This window comes from Staphylococcus sp. 11-B-312, assembly GCF_016743055.1.
Taxonomy (GTDB): Bacteria; Bacillota; Bacilli; order Staphylococcales; family Staphylococcaceae; genus Staphylococcus; species Staphylococcus ureilyticus.
The window spans coordinates 527,745-551,606 of sequence record NZ_CP068241.1; the positions used below are offsets into that span (position 1 = coordinate 527,745).

Consider the following 23,862-nt stretch of genomic DNA (forward strand, 5'->3'; position numbering starts at 1 on the left):
TATAATTGTAAAAATGCACATATTATTTAAAGCGATAAAAATAGCTTGATAACAATTGTTTTGAGCGTATTGAAGGTGATTTGGAATGTATTTACAAAAAATATTTTTTAAATAGCGGTTTAAAAATTTTTAAACTTTTGTATAATAAGTGCATGTAACAAAATTATACAAAGGGAGTTTATTTTATGTTTACTTTGGGAGCATCGTTATCGAGTCAAGTAAATCCAAACTGGCAGACATATATTATGCTTGGTGCGTATTTTGTTGTGCTATTAGTCATTGGATATTACGGCTATAAGCAAGCGACAGGTAATATCAGTGAGTATATGTTAGGTGGTAGAAACATAGGACCTTATGTTACAGCATTATCTGCTGGAGCATCAGATATGAGTGGTTGGATGATTATGGGATTGCCTGGTGAAGTTTATACGACAGGATTATCAGCTGCATGGTTGGCAATCGGTCTGACTATTGGTGCATACATAAATTATCTCGTTGTAGCCCCACGGTTACGTGTGTATACAGAAAAAGCTGGAGATGCAATAACATTACCTGATTTCTTTAGAAATCGTTTAGATGATCAATCAAATGTGATTAAAATTATATCAGGTGGTATTATTGTCGTGTTCTTTACACTGTATACTCATTCTGGAATGGTTGCAGGTGGTAAATTATTTGATAGTGCTTTTGGTTTAAACTACCATTTTGGATTATTATTAGTTGCTATTATTGTAATTGCGTATACTTTCTTTGGCGGATATTTAGCCGTGTCGTTAACAGACTTTTTCCAAGGGGTAATCATGTTAATTGCTATGGTCATGGTACCAATAGTAGCGATGATGCAATTAAGTGGATTGGATACTTTATCGCAAGCGGCAGATTTGAAACCGACAAACCTTGATTTATTTAAAGGTACAACGGTTATTGGTATCATATCATTCTTTGCTTGGGGATTAGGTTATTTTGGACAACCACATATTATTGTGCGTTTTATGTCTATTAAATCAGTGAAACAATTACCGACAGCAAGACGTTTTGGCATAGGTTGGATGGCAATTAGCTTACTGGGTGCAGTTGGTGTAGGTCTTGTAGGTATTACATTTGTCAATCGTGGTGGTGTAACACTTGAGGATCCAGAGACATTGTTTATATTAATGGGTCAAATATTGTTCCATCCACTTGTGGGCGGTTTCTTACTTGCAGCTATTTTAGCAGCGATTATGAGTACGATTTCGTCACAACTATTGGTGACATCAAGTTCATTAACTGAAGATTTTTATAAATTGTTCCGTGGTGAGGAAGCAGCAAAAAAACATGAAAAAGAATTTGTTTTTGTGGGACGTATGTCAGTTGTTTTAGTTGCAATTGTATCAATTATCATTGCATGGTCACCTAATGACACAATTTTAAATCTTGTAGGTAACGCTTGGGCAGGTTTTGGTGCTGCATTTGGACCACTTGTATTAATGAGTTTATATTGGAAAGGTTTAAGTCGTACTGGTGCAGTCAGCGGAATGATTTCAGGTGCAATTGTTGTAATTGTTTGGATTGCTTTTGTTAAACCATTAGGTGAAATTAATGATTTCTTTAATTTGTATGAGATTGTTCCAGGATTTTTAACAAGTTTAATTGTTACCATTTTAGTTAGTAAAATGACGAAGAAACCTCAAATTGATGTAGAAGGCGATTTAGAAGAAGTTCGTCAAATAGTAAAAGGTAATAAGTAATCATTATCATAGTAGTTTGATAAAGGGGTAGTATTTTGATTATATAAATATTAAAAGCGCACATAAGTAATAGAAAATTTTCTGCTCAAAATTTTAGGGAGAAATTAAAGATCGTGAAAGACTAACTTCAAAGGGGGAAGTTAGTCTTTTTTTATAAAAAAATCAGACAAAAACCCTACGGATTTTGTCTGATTGCTAAGATAGATATCAGTTATACGAGCAAATGACGTAAAAAGTTTTAAACTAAAGCAAAGCGTACACTTATTGATGTGTGCGATTCTTTTTGTAGATACGAATAAAGAGATATACGACAGCTATAGCGATGATGACATACATAATATATGAATAAGTGTGTAAGCCATTCATTAACGTATCAAAACTGTTGCTCAACATGCTACCTAAGAAGATGAGTGCAATGTTCCAAATTGTAGTACCTATTAACGAAAGAATAGTAAATAATACAATATTCATTCTATTAATGCCTGCTGGTATGGTGATTAATACGCGTAAAACAGGAATAAAGCGACAAAGAAAGACTGCAATAGCACCGTATTTTTTAAACCATTCATTAGCGCGAGCAATATCTTTTCCTTTGAGTTTGATCCATTTTCCATATTTATCAACAAAACGATATAAACGTTCTTCAGAGACGATACTACTAATGTAATAAAGTATGATTAAACCGATTAACGATGAAATGGTAGATATGATAAAAAGTAAAGGTATGGATAAATCAGATTTAACTGTCATCAGTCCTGCAAATGTCAAAATAATTTCAGATGGAATAAAAGGTAATATATTTTCTAATAGGATTAATATTGCAATAGCAGTATAACCCCATGAATTTATAAAGTTTGTCAGTATTTGTTCCATGGCGATAAGTGTCGCTCCTTTTCTTAATCAAACATGATGGTATTTTTTAATTACTTCTGTATTATAATCTAAATTAATGTGTAATGCATATTTAAGGTAATATAAAGATAATTAATAAATTTGTTGCCTTGAAATTTCAATGCACTGACGGATTTAAGAAAAACTTATTTCAACTAATATTATAGTGAAGATTTAGGTTTTTAAAGAACTGGTGTTAATACCTGTCACATAAACTGTGTACGCTGCTCATAAGAATGAATAAGGTATTATCATAAAATGAAAAAAGTAGTTGTAAGCGATTTCATATTGTGGTAATATCTAGGCACACAATAGGTCATATGATGACTAGTGAAATAGGGAGAGAGTGTGGGTAAAAAAATGGAACAAAAAAGAACAAATATAAGATGGTATTTTGCTATTGCGTTTTTCATTATAGGTGTAATTGCTTATATGGATAGATCAAATATTTCCATTATTGCAGGACCTATGATGGAAGATTTACATTTGACGAAAACACAGTTTGGTTTATTAGCATCATTTTTCTCGTTAGGGTATGCGTTGATGCAAGTACCTTCTGGTTTTTTGGCAGAAAAATTTGGATCTAAAAAAATGTTAACAATTGCGCTCGTATGGTGGAGTGCTTTCACGATTTTAACTGGTGTTGTTAAAAATCATGGTTTATTATATGCTGTACGTTTTTTATTTGGTATAGGTGAGGCACCTATGTATCCTTCGAATGCAGTGTTTAACTCATTTTGGTTTGCTAAAGGTGAAAAAGGACGTGCTTCGAGTGCATTGTTAGCGGGTTCATATTTTGGACCAGTGATTGCACCTGTAGTTACGATTGCTATCGTTAATATGTTTGGATGGCAAGCTGTATTTTATATTTTTGGTGCTATTGGTATTGTCATTGCATTATTATGGATTATTATTTCAAAAGATTTACCGGAACAACATAAAATGGTAAATGAAGCAGAAAAAAGATATATTATGGAAAACCGTGATATCATAAAAACTGAAAAAAGTAACGCGCCGTGGAATATCTTCTTAAGAAGATTTAGCTTTTATGCATTGGCTGCACAATATTTTGTTGTACAATTTGTTGTGTCACTATTCTTAATATGGTTACCTACATATCTAACGGAACAATATAATGTTAAATTAACTGACCCTGATATGGCTTGGGCAGCAGGTGCACCATGGATTGCTATGTTCTTATTAATATTATGTGGCGGTGCAATCTCTGATAAGCTATTACAAAATGGAAAATCAAGATTTGTTGCGAGAGCGTCCATTGCAATCATCGGTTTTGTGGTATTTTGTATCTCATTATTCATGTCAATTCAAACAAACAATTTAGTAGCAAATGTGCTGTGGTTGTCATTATGTTTAGGCGGAATAGGAATTGCTACAGGAATGAGTTGGGCGGCAGCTACAGATTTAGGACGTAATTTTTCTGGTTCAGTATCTGGCTGGATGAATTTATGGGGCAATATCGGTGCATTGCTGAGTCCTTTATTAGCAGGTATGATGGTTGATATTGTTGGTTGGACAGTGACGTTGGAATTAGTTATTATCCCAGTAGTATTTGCAATAATTATGTGGTTTTTTGTAAAACCGGATCAACCGTTAATCATTGAAAAAGAAGAACTTTAATACCCTTATAAACAAACTTTGCAAGAGCGATTATCTTAGGAGGTTATTTATGATTTTAGTAACTGCAGTAATGAAGATTAAATCAGAACATAGAGAAAATTATTTAGCAGAGGTTGAACGCTTAGTCATTGCAGCAAATCAAGAAGCAGGTGCATTATATTATGCGCACTTTGAAAATACAAATGAACCTCAAACTTTTGCTTTTATAGAAAAATATAAAGATCAAGCTGCATTAGAAGCACATAATCAATCTGAACATTTTCAAACATTTTTTAAAGAAATAGAAACTTATTTACTTGAAGCGCCTAAAATAGAAGTTGCTACAATTAAATAATTAATAACATAAGCGTATAGAAGATAAACATCTATGATTAACGCATAAGCGCCCGTTTCAAATTCAATTGATAAGCGCCCGTTTCAAATTCAATTGAATAGAAACGGGCGCTTTCATTTTTTTGAAATATTGAAGCGTATTAACTGAACATTTTCCTATGATGGATGCCATCTTGGTAAAACGAAGTTGACGTTTATTTATAGCTTGAATCGATATTTATAGCTTGAATCGATATTTATAAATGAAATCAAAGTGTGTTTTATCATAGTTTTAAAGTAAAGCATATAAGGTTGATATCGAGAAATATTCATGTTTCATTAATGTTTTGTGAGCACAAAGTTATTGGAAAACACAATTATATTGTATAATAATATGTTGTGAATTATTGTGAATAGTGAAATTCTTTAAAAAAGATACTGATATAAGGAGAGAAAATATCATGCTATATCAACATGGCACGCTCGGTACATTGATGGCTGGATTATTAGATGGCACTATGGAAATGAATGAAATTTTAAAACATGGTGATTTAGGTATCGGTACGTTAACAGGATCAGACGGTGAAGTTATTATATTAGACGGCATCGCTTATCATGCTGATGCACATGGTAATTTCAAACAGCTAGAGGGTAGTGAAATGACACCTTTTTCTACGGTCACACCATTTCAACCGGATGTTAGTTTTGAAGTGAGACATATTACTGATTCTGAATATGTATTAAATCAAACTAAAAGCTACGCTGCCAGTGAAAACTTATTTTTTGCGGTTAAAATATCTGGGAAATTTGAAAATGTACATGTTAGAATGATGCCAAAACAAGAAAAACCGTATACTAAACTAATTGAATCGGCTAAACAACAACCAGAGTTTCATTATGATCAAATTGAAGGTACGATCGTTGGTTTTTATGCACCAACACTTTTTCATGGCATAGCTGCCGGAGGTTTCCATTTACATTTTGTAGATAGAGATAAAACAATAGGTGGACATGTATTGGATTTTGAAATGAATCATGGCGATGTAGAAATAAGTAATATTGAAACACTTGAACAACATTTCCCAGTAAATAACGCGACATTTTTAGAATCTGATATTGATTATTCAACAGTGCACGAAGACATCAAACAATCAGAATAAAATTACTCGTTAAAGTAGAATATAGTAATGATTAAACATATTCATTATAACGATTTGTAGGAAATGCCCTAGCAGAAACCAATAAAAGTGTTAAAATAGTTTAGTAATCGTTAATTAAAATGTATCTGATTTCTCAACCAAAATTTGTGAAATGAACTATTTTACAATGTACTTCCCCAGTTGTAGATTTATGTATTTGATAAAGTGAGCTGAAGGATAAATTAAATATCTTTAATATTGTATAAAAGCAAAGTATTTATATTTAAAGCTATGTATAACAAGTTTTTCACAAAACAAAATGACCTTAACGGGGACGGGACTATGAGATCGAAATATAAATTTTAGATTTCTAACCCGTCTTTTTTATGTTTTCCATCAAATCAGATGAAATATCATTGTTAAAATAAAATAAAAAGGAGAGGTGAATCGCCATTGATTAAATATTTAAAGTCACTCACAAAATTTAATGCTATGAAAATCGATGTTGCTAAAGGTATTAGACAAGCGATACTAATGTTTTTACCATTAATGATTGGTTATTTAGTCGATTATTTTTCAATCGGTCTATTAATTTCAACAGGTACGTTAGCACACATTTATGTGTTTGGCGGTACGGCAAAGTCTAAACTTCGTACAGTATTTTTTACTTCAATAGTATTTGCATTATCAATGATGTTAGGCACGTTGACCGTCAATCAACCCATCATATTTGGTATTTTATTATTGATTGTAGCAGTAATACCGTATTATGTATTTAGTTCATTAAACATTCCTGGACCATCATCAACTTTTTTTATTGTGGCATTCAGTTTGCCAATTAATTTACCAGTTGCTCCAGATGAAGCATTAATAAGAGGTGTTTCAGTATTTATCGGAGGTTTATTAGCAACATTTGTAGTAATCGTGGTGATTTTACTGTCAAAAGAATCAGCTGAAGTTAAATCAATTAAAAATGATTATAATATTATAAAACAATTAGTTTATAATTTTGATGATCCAAAAGCATTTTCAAAAGCATCCCGATTTGCAGTGACTGCTTTTAGAAATACTGATAACCAACTCATCACTGCAAGTTCTGCCAAATCTCAAAAGTCACCACAATTCCAACGTTTAATATTGCTACATAATATTGCACAAGGTATACATTCAGAATTACTGGAATTAAATGAAAAAAATGTACGGCCTTTACCTCAAGATATTAAATTGATGGTAGACTACGTAATCAATTTAGTATATACGCAAGGTAAGACAAATAAAACATGGACACGCCAAGTTGATATTGATGAAGCTTATCAAAAACTTGTAGATAATATATTCAAAGTTGATGCCATAATGAATGCAAATGATGCACAACTGGAACACGAAGTGGATATACGTGTACCTATTTATGGTCATCGATTAGTTACGAATTTGACAATAGATTCATTTGTCTTTAGAAATACTATACGCTATATCGTTATTATGGCAATTGCGATTTTTATCGCATTGATGTTTGATTTTGACAAAGCATATTGGATTCCACTTAGTACGCATACAGTATTATTAGGTTCAACTACATTACACAGTTTTGAACGTGCTGGATCAAGAGGTATCGGTACGATTATAGGTGTACTTGTACTGTCATTAATACTATTGTCTACACCACCTGTACCTATCGCTATATTACTCCTTGCGGTTGCAGCAGGCATAACAGAAATATTCGTTGGAGCAAATTATTCATTTGCAGTTATATTTATCACAATCCAAGTTATATTATTAAATGGTTTAGCATCGAACCATCTCTCGATTTTAATAGCACTTCCACGAATTATTGATGTGATTGTTGGTATTATTATTGCTGTTGTTTCGCTACTGATCATAGGTAGAAAGACTGCTTCTTCAATGTTACCAGGCACGCTTGCTACAGTAGCTCGTAATGAAGCAGTGTTATTCCATTATTTATTTTCAAGCAACAAATACTCATCGAGAGAGCGAGATAAAAAAGAAATGTTGCATTTAAGTGTTCAACTAAACAATATGAAACAAATATATAATAGTGCGAATGGTGAAGTATTTAGTAATAAAAGGGTTATACAATACTATTATCCTAGTATATATGCACTAGAAGAAATCAGTTTTATGCTGACGAGGGCATTAAGTAATGAAAAACGTTACCATATTAATGATGAAACCATGGGAGAGTATTTGTTAGTATTTGAAAACATTGCTAAACATTTTGAAATCGGTTCTAATATCAATGTTCAAGAAATGGCAACTTTACCACAATACATGCACATTAGAACTTCTTTAATGAGTATTCAACATAATTGTCAAAATGCAAGACAAGCAAATAAATCACCTCATGAATAATGCAAAACAAGCCAATGTTACGGTAGTTAATATCCGATGACATTGGCTTGTTTTATATTTAAAATTTAATGAAGTGTTTTGTGAAGTCTTTACAAATATGGAAAAATAACAATGCTCTAATAAGCATTGCTACTTTCCGATATCTAGTTGGAATCTTGTTGTTTTCTAGCTTTTTCTTCTTCTTCTTGTCTTTTTTCCTTTATATCTTCTTGTGCTTTTCTTTGTTGTTGTTCTTGTTGTTGTTGTTCTTTATGCAATTGCTTGTATCGCTGTTTTTGTCTATATCCGTAAGTACTTTCAAGTATGAGTGCTTCATTATTTAGACCAACACCTATTGCACCAGCTACAGTCGAAATTGATGCAGCAAACCAAGCTAAGTTTATGTAAGTTGTTAAACCTGCAGATGTTTTTAATTGTAATGCTTGACCTAAATAATCTGAGGGGAGCACAATTAAACTTGCAATCAAAAAGAGTGAGAACAAAATAAAGTAATAAATAATAACTGAAACAGTTAAAGTCATCGTTGTAGTTAAGTTGTATAAGGTAGTGATTTGCTTATTCGTGCTCTCTTTTTTTGATTCCCATAAATTATGTGCAATGATCATCCAAATCATCATACCGAAAATTGCTACAAGCATCATTAATAACAAGCGCCACTCAGAATATACAAAGCTTAAATTCCACATTGTCGTAAAAATGATTCCAAAGGCACCTGTAGTGAAGGCGATTGCCACAACATTACTTAAGCTTTTTAACATGTTAAATGGGTTGTTTGCAAATGTCATACCACTAACAAGACGAAAAATACCTTTAGACTTGGACGATACGTAATATTGCGTATGTTGTGAGGTAGTATTTTCAAAATAAACAGTTCGTGATTGTAAATTTGATAAAGGAAACTGCGCATTCATCAATGACATAGCGTCATGATTATTGTTAATTTTTTCAGAATGCTTAAATTCATCTATTGCCTTTAGAATAGCCAATATAGAGTTTTGAATTCTTTTTTTGATTGGACGCCATCCATAAGCAGGGATAGAAATTAAACTAGCACCATTTTGTCTATTGATATCAATGGCAACTACTTTTTGTTGTTCAATCATCGGTAGGTCAGTGAGTCCAATTGTAAAATGCCATTGATTATGCTCTTGATAATCAGCAATTTTACTGAAAATTTGTTGGACGCTTTCTGCTGAACCAGTCAAAGGATCAATAATTGTATCGATTTCCCATTTAACTGAATGCTCATATTGCTCACTAAGGATGTGGGGCAAATCAATTTCAAGATTACGCGCTACTTTTTCAGTGACGCCCGGTGCAGCAATAATACCTATTTTAGCCGTTGTTGTGTTCATTTAATCCCTCCTCATGATGTGATTGTTTTTCGCCCTTGTAGTAATCAGCTTTTGCATATGCGCTAGAGCTATCTTCATCTTCTTGTTCCAGTGATTTAGATCTATAGTATTGTCTAAAAGAATACGTCACACGTTTAATTTTTTCAGCATTTTCAACAGTGGATCCCATAGCGCCAGCGAGTATACCTAATGACGTAATAAACCAAATTAAGTTAATATAATTTAAAATAGTTGGATGCTCACTGTTTAATGATGTCCAATTTGAAAACAACTCGGGAGGTACAAATAATATTGTACTTAGAGATAACAAGATATATAGTACTATAAAATTTAAAAAGGTGATGGTCAATAAGGTTGTGAAGGTCGTGATGTTATAAATAAAGCGATAAAGTTTTTGTGTATTAGCGCTAGGTCTTTCCCATAATTTATAAGAATAAATTAGCCAACCAACCATGCCTAATACAGATAGTAACATCAGTAAAATATACCGCCAATAACTATAATCAAGACTGATATCCCAAGGTGTAGAAAATATTGCTATATAAGTTCCTGTGGCAAATGAAACAGATATGATTTTTTTAAAATCAAAAATGGCAGACCAAGGTTCATTGGCAAAAGTCATGCCACAAATCAAATGAAGCCAACCTAAAAATGTAGATTTGGCAATGATACGGGATCTATAATTTTCATTATTATCCTTAGGTATGACTTCTTTAAATTGAGTCAATTTAAAATGCTTAAAGTTTAAAGTGTTTTTGTTTCTACCAGAAGAATGTAAATATTCAATAATAAATATTAAGCACTGTCTTAATTTCTCTTTTAACTTAAAGTTTCCCAACGCTGGTAATGATAAAAGTGCTGTTTTAGTATCGAAATCAATATCACATAATGCACTTTTATTTTTAGAAAAATTAGGTAAATCCGTAATACAAATTGTATAATCCCAATTTTTTTGTTGCTTCATATTGGATGCAATATCCAAAACTTTATCCATATGTTCCGCAGTCCCAATCATAGATGCAACGTGTATTTCAAATTGCCATTCCACGCCATTATCTACATGTTTTGTGAAATCTTTTGGGAGCTCTGAATAAATTTTGTTGATTAATTTATGAGGCATGTCAGGAGAAGGGATTAAGCCAATGGATAGATTCATGTTAGTTAAACCTCCTTTTATTTAACACTGATTCTTACTCATCATTCCCTTTCAATTAATGAACAAATCATAGTTGTCTTAAATATTTATATCATTTTTAATGCATTTATTTAGTTTGTTAAAGGAAAAAAGAGGTAAAAGAGAATTAATATAAGTTTGAATATGGAGGTTTTATCACATGCCTTGGACGATGGAAGATTATCCACAAAGTTGGAAAAATATGGAAAACTTGGAAAGAAAAAAAGCAATAGACATTGGAAATGCAATGCTTAAAGATGGATATCAAGAAGACAATGCGATTCCAATCGCTACGAAACAAGCTGAAGATTGGTACAAAAATGCGACTGAAGATGAATTGAAAGCGTTGAAAAATAAAAAAATCACTGTGCATGAACGTGATCAATCTGTAAATCCACAATTAAATCATAAAGATGTTCATGTCTATTATGAGAATAGTGAGTGGAAAATAAAGTCTGATGGTGCGAAACAAGCTACGGATAGCTTCGATAAAAAGGCAGATGCTATGAAGCGAGCACGTAACATTGCAGATAATAGAAGGACTCAGATTATTGAACATAAAATGAACGAATAGTGTGAAAAAACGTGAAGGCGAAGCTGAAAATGTATTTGATTTAGTAGAATAGAGACTTTTGTATGTATAAGTGAAAAAAACAAAACATGTCAATTGAAGTAGTTGGCTTTAGAACAAACAATAGGCAGCTATGGATTTTTATGAGCTCAAACAGCCGAAACTGAAAAATGCCCTTTCACATATCAAGTAATCTCTGACTCGAACCATTCATTGATAAATATTCACTGTATTGTTTCAAGTAGTCTTTAAATTTAGCTATAATGTTTGGAAAGAGATGAATTATTGGAGGTACGATTTATGTACATTGAACGTAAACCAACGTTGAATATGGATGATTTGAAAGAAGAATTTAAAGAGAGTTTATCATATATAAATAATTATGAAGAAGCATTTGAAATGGTCATTGATTTTGTTGCTTTAGAGCAATTATATTCATCCGCACTAAAAGAAATTAGCACTAAACTTGATATTTTAGACGATCATTTTCAACAATTGTATAAACATAATCCGATCCATCACATGGAACGTCGTGTTAAGGAAATGAGAAGTCTGATTAAAAAATTAGATCGAAAAGGATATCAAATCAACACAGCGTCAGCGAAAGCATATATTTATGATATTGCAGGTATAAGAGTTGTTTGTAATTATATAGATGATATTTATGTTATTGAAGAATTATTGTTAAAACAGGCGGATGTTCAGTTATTAAAACGAAAAGATTATATTATGAATCCAAAAGATAACGGTTATAGAAGTTTGCATATTGTAGTGTCAATACCGGTGTTTTTAGCGAATTCTGTAGAAAAAGTACCAGTAGAAATTCAAATTAGAACAATAGGTATGGATATGTGGGCGAGTTTAGAACATAAAATACGTTACAAAAATAATAAAAATACAGAGGATTATAGAGAAATTTTAAAACAATGTGCCAATGAAATTACAACTGTTGAAAGTAAAATGCAAAATATTCATTCCGAAATTTTTGAGAATTAGAGTCTTAAACAAATATTATGCACTAAAAACGAATGTTACACTTGCTCGTTACGTTAGGTCACCATGTATGATTAACGTCAAGGAGGTTATTTTATGACACTATATCAAACAGGAGAACTAGCAAAGCATTGCAATGTAACAGTAAGAACGATTCAGTATTATGATAAAAAAGGACTCTTACAATCGATGCCATCATCAAGTAATGGTAGACGATTATTTGACGAACAAAGCAAAGTAAATTTAGAAATTATCTTAATATTGAAATCGATAGGTTTTTCATTGAAAGACATAAAAATATTACTAACAGACGACAAAAAGTTACAAGCAGTAAAAGTTATGTTACATCAAAAGAAAACTGAAATTAATGAAGAAATTGAAAAATTGAAACTTACTGCTTATCAAATGAAACAACTGGAAAGCAGTATCAGTGAAGATGCGCAAGCACCTATTGAAAAATTGATTAACACACATAAATATGTCATTCAAAATCAGCGTGGCATGACGTTATACATGCCACTGCTATATAAGCTGAGTCCTGCGATCATAATACAATATACATCTATCATCGCTAGCGTATTATTAAAAAAATGGATGCCTTTTTTATCAACATTACCTATTCTAGTAATTTATGCTGGCATTATGACAAAAGCGATATATCAACGTGTGAGTTATTTATGTCCGAATTGTCAACAAATATTTAAACCTAAATTGTCGACGTGGATGTTTGCTGCACATACACCTAAAACTAGAAAATTACAATGCCCGCATTGTTACCAAACACATCATTGTGTAACAACGTTAAAAACAGGAAGTCATTAAAATGAAAAAATCGGTATGTCGAGTGAAAACTTGATATGCCGATTTTTTATGGAATTTGGAGATGCTCCGTATAATTGCAAGCGCTTGCAATTATACGGAATGTATATTACTATACTTGTATACAAGTATATCGATTGAGTGGAGAGGTGAAGTCGTTTGGAATATATTTATCCAGAACAATGGCTTGAAGGTGTTTCTAAAGGTGAAATGATTGCTTCGGAAATACGTTTAAGAATTGTTGATAGCATGATTACACCAGACACATTGTTAACTGAAAACCAAATTGCCAATGAATTTAATATGAGTCGTTCTCCAGTAAGAGATGCATTTAAATTATTAAAGCAAGATCAGTTAATTCATTTAGAACGAATGGGTGCCTACGTTTTACCTTTTAATGATAATGAAAAAAAAGAACTGTATGATTTAAGAATTATGCTAGAATCATTTGCTTTTAATAAGATAAAAAAAGATAATCATGAGCAAATTGTTAAAGAAATGCGGAAACAACTAGAAATGATGAGAGTTGCTGTTAAATTTGAAGACGCAGAGGCATTTACAGAACACGATATGAAATTTCATGAAGTGACGATATTAGCTTCTAAACATCAGTATCTAAAAACATTTTGGAACAATTTGAAGCCAGTGATGGAAGCGCTTATCTTGTTATCCATGCGCAAACGTATGACTGAAAATCCGGTTGATTTTGAACGAATTCATCATAATCATGAAGTGTTTATCGATGCGGTTGCAAAGCAAAGTGCAACAAAACTAAGAGAAGCATTTCATTTGAATTTTGATGATGTTGGCGAAGATATAGATAGTTTTTGGATGAAAGAGTAATTGTGAAACAAGAGGTACAATAGGAGGAAAAACTATGAAATACATGATAGGTGTTGATATAGGTACGACAAGTACAAAAGCAGTGCTTTATGATGAAAAAGGGCAGTTTATTATGAAACATAATATTGGCTATCCTTTGCATACACCAAATGTGGAGGTGTCAGAAGAAAATCCTGATGAGTTATTTGATGCAGTATTGATGACGATTAAATATGTTATGAGGGAAGCCAATGTTCATAAAAATGATTTGAAATTAATTTCATTTAGTGCTCAAATGCATAGTTTGATTGCAATGAATGCAAGTCATCAACGATTAACTGAGAATTTGACTTGGGCAGATAATCGTGCGACAAAATATGCAGAAATGATTAAAGACAAATATGACGGTGACGCGATATACAGTAGAACAGGTACGCCTATCCATCCAATGTCACCTCTATCTAAAATATTTTGGATGAAACACGAACAACAAGAAATATATAATCAAACAGCGATGTTTGCAGACATTAAGACATATATTTTTTATCAGTTATTTGAAACCTATGTGATTGATCAATCGATGGCTTCATCTACTGGCATGTTTAACTTAGAGAATTTAGATTGGGATCAAGAAGCATTAGCGTTGTTAGGCATTCGTAAATCTCAATTGCCTGAAATTGTACCGACAACACATATATTAAAAGGAATGAAACGTCGTTACGCAACATTAATGGGTATTGACGAAAATACGCCAATTGTTGTAGGTGCTAGTGATGGCGTATTGTCAAATTTAGGCGTAAATGCGTTTAAAAAAGGTGAAGTTGCTGTAACCATTGGAACTTCTGGCGCCATAAGAACAGTAATAGATAAACCACGAACAGATTATAAAGGTAGAATTTTCTGTTATGTTTTGACGGAAGATCATTATGTCATTGGAGGACCAGTGAATAATGGAGGCGTGGTATTACGATGGCTACGTGACGAATTATTGGCGAGTGAAGTGGAAACAGCAAAACGTTTAGGCGTCGACCCTTATGATGTACTGACTAAAATTGCTAATCGTGTGAAACCGGGCGCAGATGGGTTGATATTCCATCCATATTTAGCAGGTGAACGTGCACCATTGTGGAATGCAGATGCACGAGGTTCATTCTTTGGCTTAACGCTAGCTCACAAGAAAGAACATATGATTCGAGCAGCGTTAGAAGGCGTTCTTTATAACCTTTATACAGTTTATTTAGCATTAGTCGAAGTAATGAATGAAACACCGTCCACGATAAAAGCAACGGGAGGGTTTGCTAAAAGTGAAGTGTGGCGTCAAATGATGGCAGATATCTTTGATACGAATTTAATCGTCCCAGAGAGTTATGAAAGCTCATGTTTAGGCGCTTGTGTACTTGGCATGAAGGCACTTGGTGAAATTGAAGATTTTTCTATTATTGAAGAAATGGTGGGTACAACAAATCAGCATCGTCCAAATCAAGATAATGTGAATGTTTATCAAAAACTCATTTCAATTTTCATCAATTTAAGTCGCTCATTAGAAGAACACTATGCTGAAATCGCTACGTTTCAGCGTGAACATGTGGTTGAAGATAAATCGTAGATACGATTTATTGGTACAAACTGAGTGAATGATAAGCTATAAATAAAAATATGTAAATTCCATTTAAGGCTATCATTTCATTCAGTTTAAAAAATTTAAAATTTTAAACATTTAAGTAAGCGTTATCATTGAGAGGGCAAGCCCTTTTGATATTATGAACGATTATGTTAAGTGTTAAAGGGGAGAACAATTATGTTTGAAACAATTTGGCCATTAATTACAGTGGTTATAGGTATCGTTGTATTATTATCATTAATCATTTTCTTGAAGTTAAATACATTTATATCATTAATTATTACATCTATTATCACTGCTATTTTACTCGGAATGCCGTTAGATAAAATTATAGAAACCATTGAAAATGGTATGGGAAGTACTTTAGGTCATATTGCTCTAATTTTTGGTTTAGGTGCGATTTTAGGTAAACTATTGGCTGATGGTGGTGGTGCTACACGTATTGCCGATACATTGATTAAAAAGTTTGGACACAAACACGTACAATGGGCAATGTTAATTGCAGCCTTTATTGTAGGTATAGCGTTATTCTTTGAAGTAGGATTAGTACTATTAATACCATTAGTATTTACAATTGCAAAACGCGCGAATGTATCACAATTAAAACTTGGACTTCCTATGGTTGTAGCACTATCTGTGACACATGGATTCTTACCACCACATCCGGGACCAGTTGTAATTGCTAAAGAATTACAAGCTAATTTAGGTCATGTGTTACTTTACGGTATAATTATAGCAATACCTGTTACCATTATTGCAGGGCCATTATTTAATAAAGTGGCACAAAAAATTACGCCAACTGCTTATCAACGCGAAGGTGATATCTCAGCTTTAGGTGCGCAAAAAGAATTTTCAGAGTCTGAAATGCCTGGATTTGGTATCAGTTTACTAACTGCAATTTCACCAGTTATTCTTATGTTACTTTCTACAATTGTTCAGTTAGTGACGGGTAATGAAGAAGCGACAAATGGCTTTGAATCCTTCATTTACTTTATAGGTACTGCTGGTACAGCGATGTTAATTGCCGTTTTGTTTGCAATTATAACAATGGGTGTCAGACAAGGTAGAAAAAATGCTGAAATCATGGATTCTGTATCAAACGCAATCTATCCTATTGGAATGATGATTTTAATTATAGGCGGTGGTGGTACTTTCAAACAGGTACTGATAGATGGTGGTGTTGGTGACACAATAGCTAAAATGTTTGAAGGTACTGAAATGTCTCCTATATTACTAGCATGGGTAGTTGCAGCCGTTTTAAGAATTGCTTTAGGCTCATCTACAGTAGCCGCAATTTCATCAACAGGCATTGTATTGCCATTACTACAATCATCGGACGTGAATGTTGCATTAGTAGTATTAGCAATTGGCGCAGGTAGTGTTATCTTATCTCATGTGAATGACGCAGGCTTTTGGATGTTTAAAGAATATTTTGGTTTAACTGTTAAAGAAACGTTTCTAACTTGGTCATTACTTGAAACGGTTATTTCTGTTTCAGGACTAGTTTTTATTTTTATATTAAGTATCTTTGTATAATAAAATCACATAAAAACACATATAAATGGGTGTGTGTTACGAAATAGAGTCTGGAACATAAAGTTCTTGAACAAGTGAAAAAAGGCAATTTCTATTGAAATCATATAGAAATTGCCTTTTTCAATATTATTTTAATTATAGTTAGGTCATTGATTTACTACTTGGGTTAATATAGGTCCTTATTTTTAAAAATATTTTAATGTGAATTTAGACATAAATAAGTCGTAGTATTGATGAGTAACAATGAATCACACAGATGGACTGAATTAAATCATCTTCATGTTATTTTTCTAGGGTTTATGTTCCAAATGCTATTTTGAATGAATTGCTTAGTCTTTTAAGTATTTCAACATAAATTATGGATAAAATGATAAAATTGAGTAATCGTAGAAATTTTAAGTAGTTTAGATGCCAAATATACAATAATCATAGTTATTATAATTGAAATTTTATTTAAGTTGTATATAGTAGACTCAATAAGGGGGTAACATGATGAAAAGAATATTACTGATTGCTAGTGCTTTTATCGGTGTCATCGTTGGTGCTGGATTTGCTTCTGGACAAGAAGTGCTGCAATATTTTACTAGTTTTGGTATTTTGGGCACTTTGGGTGCTATCATTACCACAGCGTTGTTTGCTTATGTTGGGATGATGCTTGTTTGGTTAGGTAGTAAGTTTGATACAGATTCACATAAAGTCGTTATACATAATATTACTGGAAAATCATTATTTGGAAAATTATTGGGATGGATTATTGATTTAGTCATTATCTTTACTTTGTTTGGTGTCGGTGTAGTGATGATTGCAGGTGCTGGGTCAAACTTAAATCAACAATTTGGGGTACCATCGCTCGTTGGTACATTATTAATGACTGTATTAATCATCCTTGCAGGAATGTTAAAGGTTGAAGGTGTAGTTAAAGTTATTGGCAATATTACGCCGTTTTTAATTATTTTTATATTAATTATTTCGATTTATAGTTTCTTAACTACAAATGTACCATTTTCTGAATTAAATACAATTTCAGATGCGAAACCTTCGACATTACCTAATTGGTTTGTTGCAGGTATTAATTATGCTTCATTTAATACAGCAGTAGGTGCTTCAATGGCTATTGTAATGGGTGGAGCAGAAAAAAATTCAAAAGTAGCAGCAATTGGAGGCTTAGTAGGTGGCCTGATATTGGGTGCTATGATTGTCTTAAGTCATTTAGCAATTTTTACACAAATCAATATTGTCGGTAATATGGAAATGCCTATGTTAGGTATTGTGAACCATATATCACCAATTCTAGGTATCATTATGGCAATCGTGATATTTGGTATGATTTTCAATACAGGACTAGGTATGTTTTATGCATTTGCAACACGTTTCACTGTTGTAGATTCTATACGTTTTAAGCTATTTTATACTATTACAATCCTTGTAGGACTTTGCTTAAGTTTTGTCGGATTTACGGATCTAGTAGCAATCTTCTATCCATTAATCGGTTATTTAGGTTTGGTGCTTATCTTTGTCTTATTCTATGCGCCGTTTAAATTAAAATTGGGTAAGAAACAATAGACACAGAGTGATTAATAGCCTTACACGCCTAAATATATAAAATTCTAAAAATAAATTAAATATTTTTTATTCATTTGATACTCTATTCCTTAATATTTAGATATAATAAAAATATAAGGAATGGGGTGTTTTTTATGAAGAATGAAACGCTAGAAATATTGCAAATGCATGCTATACAATTGTTGGGTATTCAGTTAGAAGGTTATGATATGGACAACATAAAGGCAATTAGTAACCATATTAAGACACCTTTTATGAATACTACCAAAAAACAATATAGAAATGAGTTAAAACATTTTATTGTGCATATGCAAAGTAATAAAATTTATCACTATAAAAATAGTTTTAATGTAAGCTTTTTGATTTTTAAATTTAAAAAATATAGAAAAATATATATTATTGGACCTTATATGGATAAACGACCCAATGAGCGCCAATGTAATGAAATGTTACTAAATTTAAATATTAAAATTTCTAAGCTGCCTACACTGAAACAATATCTACTTAAAATACCAATATGTCATCATGTTAAAGCACAAAAAATGTGTCGTTTAGCAATTCGTTTTTTGAAGAAAAGAAATATTGTCTATGAAACGGTAGAAATTGACTTCAGTTTTCATGCAAATGAAACATTTTTAGCTGATTCTAAGCTTCAAAGTGATTACACATTACAAGAAATAGAATATAGATATAATTTAGAAAATCAATTGTTGACTGCAGTAGAAAACGGAAATGTCGAAGAAGCATTAACGATTTTAAAAAAGATGAGTTTGTCTGTGACTGGTTTACGACGAGTGAAGGATGATCTATCAAATGAACAATATAAAGCATATTTGATCAATACTTTATGCCGTAAAGCTGGTGAAAAAGCGGGTGTAAGTCTTATACATATCGATGAAATATCCGCTCGATATGCTGCAATGATTGATCGGACATTGGATGTAGAAGTATTGGAAGAATTAACGTATGCAATTGTAAAGGAATATGCAGAAAGGGCTATGAAAATTAAAGCGAATGCCTTTAGCCCTAAAGTAAGTAAAGTGATTCAATATATTGAAAGAAACTTAGATAGTAATTTAACTTTAGAAGAATTAGCGAATTATGTAAATTTGGCACCTAGTTATCTATCAAGAATTTTTAATCAGGAATGTCATCAATCTTTATCACAATTTATTACAGCACTAAGAATAAAAAAAGGGCGTGACTTAATAGCGCGGACAAAAATGACTGTTGCCGAAGTGGCAAAATATGTTGGTTTTAAGGAACAAAGTTATTTCGCACAATGTTTTAAAAAGCAATATGGCAAGACACCATTGAAATATCGGACAGAACATAAAGAATTTTATTAGTAGATATAATGAAAAATCAGAAAATTAAATATTCAATAAAAAAATTGTAAAAAAATTAGGAAAATATCAAAAAAATCATAATTATCTCTGAAAATAATTAAAATAGCACCAATTCACATTAAACTTAGAGCTAATTTAATATTTTCCGCGCAATTGTATGTAATAAAGTATAGTATCAATTTGGATTGGCGTTATTACAGACTTTAGCAATAGTTGAAAAAAAATAGCATAGATGGATAAGTAAGACACAATTTTAACAACGTTGTTATTTTTTATTGACTGTTGTCATTATAAAAATATAATAAAAGTAAGAGCTCTATCAAAAAGTGTTAAGGGTGTATGCACGTGAAAATAATAAGCGTATCTATTCTAGAGGGTTAAAAATTTTTATGTACGTAAGAAAACGCTTTCAATTCTATGGGGAAAGTTATGATTGATGGCCACATTCAATAAAACAGACTATGAAACTGCAAAGATGAGGTGCACAAATGTTGTTTCGATAGTGGAAAGAGGTAATCCTTATGGTTACAGCCAGATTAAAACCGGCAAATAAGAAATTGAAAAAATTTAACGAAATTGAATCACCGAAATTAAAATTCAAAGAAAAACTAGCTTATGGATTTGGGGATTTAGGTAACGGATTAATGTTTGATATGGGGCAAATTTATTTACTGCTTTTTTATACAGATATTTTGGGAATTCCGTCTGCCGTTGGTGGTCTCGTATTTTTAGTTGCTAAATTTTTCGATGCATTTGTAGACACGGGTGTAGGAACTCTTGTCGATAATCAGAAGAATTTTTCAAAGCGAGGAAAATTTAGACCATTTATTTTATATGGGAGCGTTCCATTAGCAATATTGACTGTTTTAACTTTTATTTCTCCTGATATCAGTGAAACAGGTAAAATTATATGGGCATTTGGAACATATTTACTATTCAATGCTGCTTATTCTGTAGTGAATATACCTTATGGTTCATTGTCTGCCTCAATGACGATTAATGCGGATGATCGAACACAATTATCAGTGTTTCGTAATTTAGGGTCACAAGGTGCCATGTTTATTTCAGGCATTGTTATTATTCCGTTAGTAAGTTTATTTCCGAATCATGCGATTGGTTATCCGATTGCAGTAGGAATACTTGCAATTGCAGGTGTCACACTACATATGTTGTGTTATAAGGGGGTTAAAGAGCGTCATACAATTGAACGTCCGCAAGTAAAAGGTTTAGGGCGTAAAGCGTTTTTTAATTTACTGAAAAATAGACCATTTATAATTCTAGCAATTTATACATTGTTAACGATTACTGCTTTATTTTTACAACAAGGTGCGCAACTATATTATTACAAAAATGTACTTGGTTTTGATAATTTAATAGGAATTGTAAGTACATTGAATTTTATTGTTTTAATACCAGCATTATTCCTAACTACTTTCTTAAGTAAAAAAGTAGGTAAAAAAATGACAGCAGTCATAGGCGTAAGTGGTTTTATTATTTTCCAAATTGTGAACTTTTCGTTATTTTCAGAGCAAATTGTACTTTTCTTAATATTTAACACGATTGCACAATTATTCTTAGTTATTCCAAATACGGTGACATGGGCGTTTATAGCTGATGTTGTAGAATACGGACAATGGCAATCAGGACTTAGATCTGAAGGTATTATTTATGCAAGTTATAGTTTTACTAGAAAAATTTCACAAGGCTTAGCAGGTTTTATACCAGGTATGGCATTAACAATTATTGGTTATGTACCTAATGCGGCACAAACGCCTGATACAATATTCGGTTTAAAAATATTATTCTTTGTGGTGCCCGCAGTCATTTGTTTAGTTGCAGTGATACTTTTCTTCATTGCATACCCATTAACAGATCAGAAACATAAACAAATTGTTAAAGAACTAGCACTTAGAGAGGAATTATAACTATTTTGTATTTAATTTTATGAGAGGAGCATTTATATGCTATATCCAGTAACAAATGAACAGAGAAGTATCATAGACTTAAATGGTGTTTGGCAGTTTAAATTAGAAGAGAACTATGATCAAATAGATGTAACGAAACCTTTGGACACTGATTTAGTTATGGCAGTACCTGGTTCATATAATGATCAAGGCGTGACTGCAAACATACGTAATCATGTAGGAAACGTTTGGTATGAAAGAATGTTTACGATACCTAACGTACTATCAGATGAACGTATTGTGTTGAGATTTGGTTCAGCTACACATAAAGCAACTGTTTATATTGATGGTCAAGAAGTCACATCACATCAAGGAGGATTTCTACCATTTGAAGTGGAATTAAATCAAAAATTCTCTACAGGAAAACATCGTTTAACGGTTTGTGTAAATAATATATTAGACGAAACGACTTTACCTGTTGGTAATTATAGCGAAACCACAGACAAAGATGGTAATTTGATTAAAAGAAATAAGCCTAATTTTGACTTTTTCAATTATGCTGGTTTGCATAGACCCGTTAAAATTTATACAACACCACAAACATTTATAAAAGATATTGAAATTGTTCCAGAAGTTAAAAATAATGTGGCAGATATAAATTATAATGTTTCCATCAATGAACCAGTGGATGATATCTTAATTAAATTGATAGATGAAGCGGGAAAGGTTGTAGCAGAAACGACTGGTGCACAGGGTTCTATCAAGGTTGAACAGCCGTATTTATGGCAACCTTTGAATGCTTACTTATATCATTTAGAAGTAACGTTAGTAGATAATAACCAAGCTGTAGATAGTTATACTGAGCGTTTTGGTATACGATCTGTGGAAGTAAAACAGGGGCAATTTTTAATCAATGATCAACCGTTTTATTTTAAAGGATTTGGTAAGCATGAAGATACCTATTATAATGGCCGAGGATTAAATGAAGTAACAAACGTTATGGATTTCAATCTGATTAAATGGATTGGCGGTAACTCATTTAGAACGTCACACTATCCTTATTCTGAAGAAATGATGCGATTGGCAGATGAACAAGGTATTGTTGTCATAGATGAAACAACTGCTGTCGGCGTGCATTTAAACTTTAGCACTGTATTATATGGTGTGTCTACAAGAGATACATTTAAAGAAATTGGAACGAAAAAAGCACACGAATCTGTTATCAAAGATTTGATTGATAGAGATAAAAACCATGCATGTGTAGTAATGTGGTCAATAGCTAATGAACCAGCTTCAACTGAAGAAGGCGCAAAAGAATATTTTGAGCCCTTGGTCAACTTAGCACGTTCTTGCGATCCACAAAACAGACCTGTAACAATCGTAACCATTTTAATGTCACAGCCGGATAATTGCCAAGTTCAAGATTTAGTAGATGTATTATGTCTGAACAGATATTACGGATGGTATACACAAACAGGCGATTTGGAAGCTGCTAAAGAAGCTTTAAGAACTGAGTTAGATGGTTGGAGTGAAAAACAACCGCATAAGCCAATTATGTTTACAGAATATGGTGCGGACACAGTAGCAGGATTACATTCACTAAATGATGAATTATTTACGGAAGAGTACCAAATTCGTTATTATGAAGCAAATCATGAAGTCATTGATCAATATCCACAATTTATTGGTGAACATACATGGAATTTTGCAGATTTTGAAACATCTGCAGATATTATCCGTGTCCAAGGAAACAAAAAAGGAATATTCACGCGTGAACGTCGCCCTAAAGCAGTTGCACATTATTTCAAGAAACGTTGGGAAAACATACCTAACTTTGGCTATAAATCATAAACAACTAAATACAATTATAAGTATATTCACCCTGAAGCCTATAACAAGCTTTAGGGTTATTTTGGTTTTATAGAAAAAGGGGTATCAAATTGAATAATATGATTTAGCGGCATTATATATAATAAAATGTACTTTGTATGCTTAGTGCGTTTTAGTATAAATTAGTTGTTTAGCTTTATGATCGTTATAAAAGGAGACGAAAGGGCACTGTGTTGACGCAGTAGATA

Annotated in this window: 18 protein-coding genes; 15 read left to right on the plus strand and 3 right to left on the minus strand. The window is 32.3% G+C overall.

All coding sequences use genetic code 11. The features are described from left to right. Positions 1–185 precede the first annotated feature (185 nt). Entirely contained in the window at positions 186–1,727 is a 1,542-nt protein-coding gene (putP, locus tag JG554_RS02240; RefSeq protein ID WP_046206784.1) for a sodium/proline symporter PutP, read from the plus strand. Positions 1,728–1,988: 261 nt separating this feature from the next. Here putP and JG554_RS02245 read toward each other — a convergent pair whose 3' ends face one another. Next, positions 1,989–2,600, minus strand: coding sequence for an undecaprenyl phosphate transporter UptA (locus tag JG554_RS02245; protein WP_070037390.1), 612 nt, complete (start codon positions 2,598–2,600; stop codon positions 1,989–1,991). Between the two features lie 378 nt (positions 2,601–2,978). On the opposite strand from JG554_RS02245, the gene JG554_RS02250 reads away from it, so the two are divergent. The 4 genes from JG554_RS02250 (at position 2,979) to JG554_RS02265 (ending at position 8,077) form a co-directional block, all read left to right on the plus strand. Then, entirely contained in the window at positions 2,979–4,256 is a 1,278-nt protein-coding gene (locus tag JG554_RS02250; RefSeq protein WP_070037731.1) for a pyruvate MFS transporter, read from the plus strand. Positions 4,257–4,305: 49 nt separating this feature from the next. Beyond that, entirely contained in the window at positions 4,306–4,590 is a 285-nt protein-coding gene (locus JG554_RS02255) for a putative quinol monooxygenase (protein ID WP_046206786.1), read from the plus strand. A 439-nt stretch (positions 4,591–5,029) separates the two neighbouring features. Then, entirely contained in the window at positions 5,030–5,728 is a 699-nt protein-coding gene (gene budA, locus JG554_RS02260; protein WP_070037393.1) for an acetolactate decarboxylase, read from the plus strand. A 432-nt stretch (positions 5,729–6,160) separates the two neighbouring features. Next, positions 6,161–8,077 (plus strand): FUSC family protein, encoded by a 1,917-nt coding sequence (locus tag JG554_RS02265; protein ID WP_019470067.1) that lies wholly within the window; start codon positions 6,161–6,163, stop codon positions 8,075–8,077. Between the two features lie 143 nt (positions 8,078–8,220). Here the strand turns inward: JG554_RS02265 and JG554_RS02270 are convergent, their stop codons facing one another. Continuing rightward, positions 8,221–9,432, minus strand: a complete 1,212-nt coding sequence (locus JG554_RS02270; protein WP_046206788.1) for a hypothetical protein — start codon at positions 9,430–9,432, stop codon at positions 8,221–8,223. After that, on the minus strand, positions 9,413–10,588 hold the full coding sequence (locus JG554_RS02275; RefSeq protein ID WP_019470069.1) for a hypothetical protein: 1,176 nt from the start codon (positions 10,586–10,588) through the stop codon (positions 9,413–9,415). Before JG554_RS02275 ends, JG554_RS02270 begins: the two co-directional genes overlap by 20 nt. 178 nt (positions 10,589–10,766) lie before the next feature. On the opposite strand from JG554_RS02275, the gene JG554_RS02280 reads away from it, so the two are divergent. The 10 genes from JG554_RS02280 to uidA all read left to right on the plus strand — a co-directional run bounded on the left by JG554_RS02280 (position 10,767) and on the right by uidA (position 23,635). Then, positions 10,767–11,180, plus strand: a complete 414-nt coding sequence (locus JG554_RS02280) for a DUF2188 domain-containing protein (protein ID WP_019470070.1) — start codon at positions 10,767–10,769, stop codon at positions 11,178–11,180. A gap of 297 nt (positions 11,181–11,477) precedes the next feature. Further along, the gene (locus JG554_RS02285) at positions 11,478–12,173 is read left to right on the plus strand and encodes a GTP pyrophosphokinase (RefSeq protein ID WP_064209284.1); all 696 of its coding nucleotides are present in this window, start codon (positions 11,478–11,480) and stop codon (positions 12,171–12,173) included. Between the two features lie 93 nt (positions 12,174–12,266). Further along, positions 12,267–12,992 (plus strand): MerR family transcriptional regulator, encoded by a 726-nt coding sequence (locus JG554_RS02290; RefSeq protein ID WP_064209285.1) that lies wholly within the window; start codon positions 12,267–12,269, stop codon positions 12,990–12,992. A gap of 156 nt (positions 12,993–13,148) precedes the next feature. Next, positions 13,149–13,832, plus strand: coding sequence for a GntR family transcriptional regulator (locus JG554_RS02295; protein ID WP_070037397.1), 684 nt, complete (start codon positions 13,149–13,151; stop codon positions 13,830–13,832). Positions 13,833–13,866: 34 nt separating this feature from the next. Further along, positions 13,867–15,417, plus strand: coding sequence for a gluconokinase (gntK, locus tag JG554_RS02300; protein ID WP_203265360.1), 1,551 nt, complete (start codon positions 13,867–13,869; stop codon positions 15,415–15,417). 192 nt (positions 15,418–15,609) lie between these two features. Beyond that, entirely contained in the window at positions 15,610–16,968 is a 1,359-nt protein-coding gene (locus JG554_RS02305) for a gluconate:H+ symporter (protein WP_019470075.1), read from the plus strand. Positions 16,969–17,460: 492 nt separating this feature from the next. Further along, positions 17,461–18,531: a YkvI family membrane protein gene (locus JG554_RS02310; RefSeq protein WP_070037400.1), complete on the plus strand. Its 1,071-nt coding sequence runs from the start codon at positions 17,461–17,463 to the stop codon at positions 18,529–18,531. 134 nt (positions 18,532–18,665) lie between these two features. After that, on the plus strand, positions 18,666–19,880 hold the full coding sequence (locus JG554_RS02315; protein WP_070037403.1) for a helix-turn-helix domain-containing protein: 1,215 nt from the start codon (positions 18,666–18,668) through the stop codon (positions 19,878–19,880). Between the two features lie 521 nt (positions 19,881–20,401). Next, positions 20,402–21,805, plus strand: a complete 1,404-nt coding sequence (locus JG554_RS02320) for an MFS transporter (protein WP_046206794.1) — start codon at positions 20,402–20,404, stop codon at positions 21,803–21,805. Between the two features lie 36 nt (positions 21,806–21,841). Next, positions 21,842–23,635 (plus strand): beta-glucuronidase, encoded by a 1,794-nt coding sequence (gene uidA / locus JG554_RS02325; protein WP_070037406.1) that lies wholly within the window; start codon positions 21,842–21,844, stop codon positions 23,633–23,635. The last annotated feature ends 227 nt before the right edge of the window (positions 23,636–23,862 follow it).

What these genes read in the sequence shown, in the direction of transcription:
- putP (WP_046206784.1), top strand. Translation starts at nt 186, where the DNA reads ATGTTTACTTTGGGAGCATCGTTATCGAGTCAAGTAAATCCAAACTGG.
- JG554_RS02245 (WP_070037390.1), bottom strand. Translation starts at nt 2,600, where the DNA reads ATGGAACAAATACTGACAAACTTTATAAATTCATGGGGTTATACTGCT.
- JG554_RS02250 (WP_070037731.1), top strand. Translation starts at nt 2,979, where the DNA reads ATGGAACAAAAAAGAACAAATATAAGATGGTATTTTGCTATTGCGTTT.
- JG554_RS02255 (WP_046206786.1), top strand. Translation starts at nt 4,306, where the DNA reads ATGATTTTAGTAACTGCAGTAATGAAGATTAAATCAGAACATAGAGAA.
- budA (WP_070037393.1), top strand. Translation starts at nt 5,030, where the DNA reads ATGCTATATCAACATGGCACGCTCGGTACATTGATGGCTGGATTATTA.
- JG554_RS02270 (WP_046206788.1), bottom strand. Translation starts at nt 9,432, where the DNA reads ATGAACACAACAACGGCTAAAATAGGTATTATTGCTGCACCGGGCGTC.
- JG554_RS02275 (WP_019470069.1), bottom strand. Translation starts at nt 10,588, where the DNA reads ATGAATCTATCCATTGGCTTAATCCCTTCTCCTGACATGCCTCATAAA.
- JG554_RS02280 (WP_019470070.1), top strand. Translation starts at nt 10,767, where the DNA reads ATGCCTTGGACGATGGAAGATTATCCACAAAGTTGGAAAAATATGGAA.
- JG554_RS02285 (WP_064209284.1), top strand. Translation starts at nt 11,478, where the DNA reads ATGTACATTGAACGTAAACCAACGTTGAATATGGATGATTTGAAAGAA.
- JG554_RS02290 (WP_064209285.1), top strand. Translation starts at nt 12,267, where the DNA reads ATGACACTATATCAAACAGGAGAACTAGCAAAGCATTGCAATGTAACA.
- gntK (WP_203265360.1), top strand. Translation starts at nt 13,867, where the DNA reads ATGAAATACATGATAGGTGTTGATATAGGTACGACAAGTACAAAAGCA.
- JG554_RS02305 (WP_019470075.1), top strand. Translation starts at nt 15,610, where the DNA reads ATGTTTGAAACAATTTGGCCATTAATTACAGTGGTTATAGGTATCGTT.
- JG554_RS02310 (WP_070037400.1), top strand. Translation starts at nt 17,461, where the DNA reads ATGAAAAGAATATTACTGATTGCTAGTGCTTTTATCGGTGTCATCGTT.
- JG554_RS02315 (WP_070037403.1), top strand. Translation starts at nt 18,666, where the DNA reads ATGAAGAATGAAACGCTAGAAATATTGCAAATGCATGCTATACAATTG.
- JG554_RS02320 (WP_046206794.1), top strand. Translation starts at nt 20,402, where the DNA reads ATGGTTACAGCCAGATTAAAACCGGCAAATAAGAAATTGAAAAAATTT.
- uidA (WP_070037406.1), top strand. Translation starts at nt 21,842, where the DNA reads ATGCTATATCCAGTAACAAATGAACAGAGAAGTATCATAGACTTAAAT.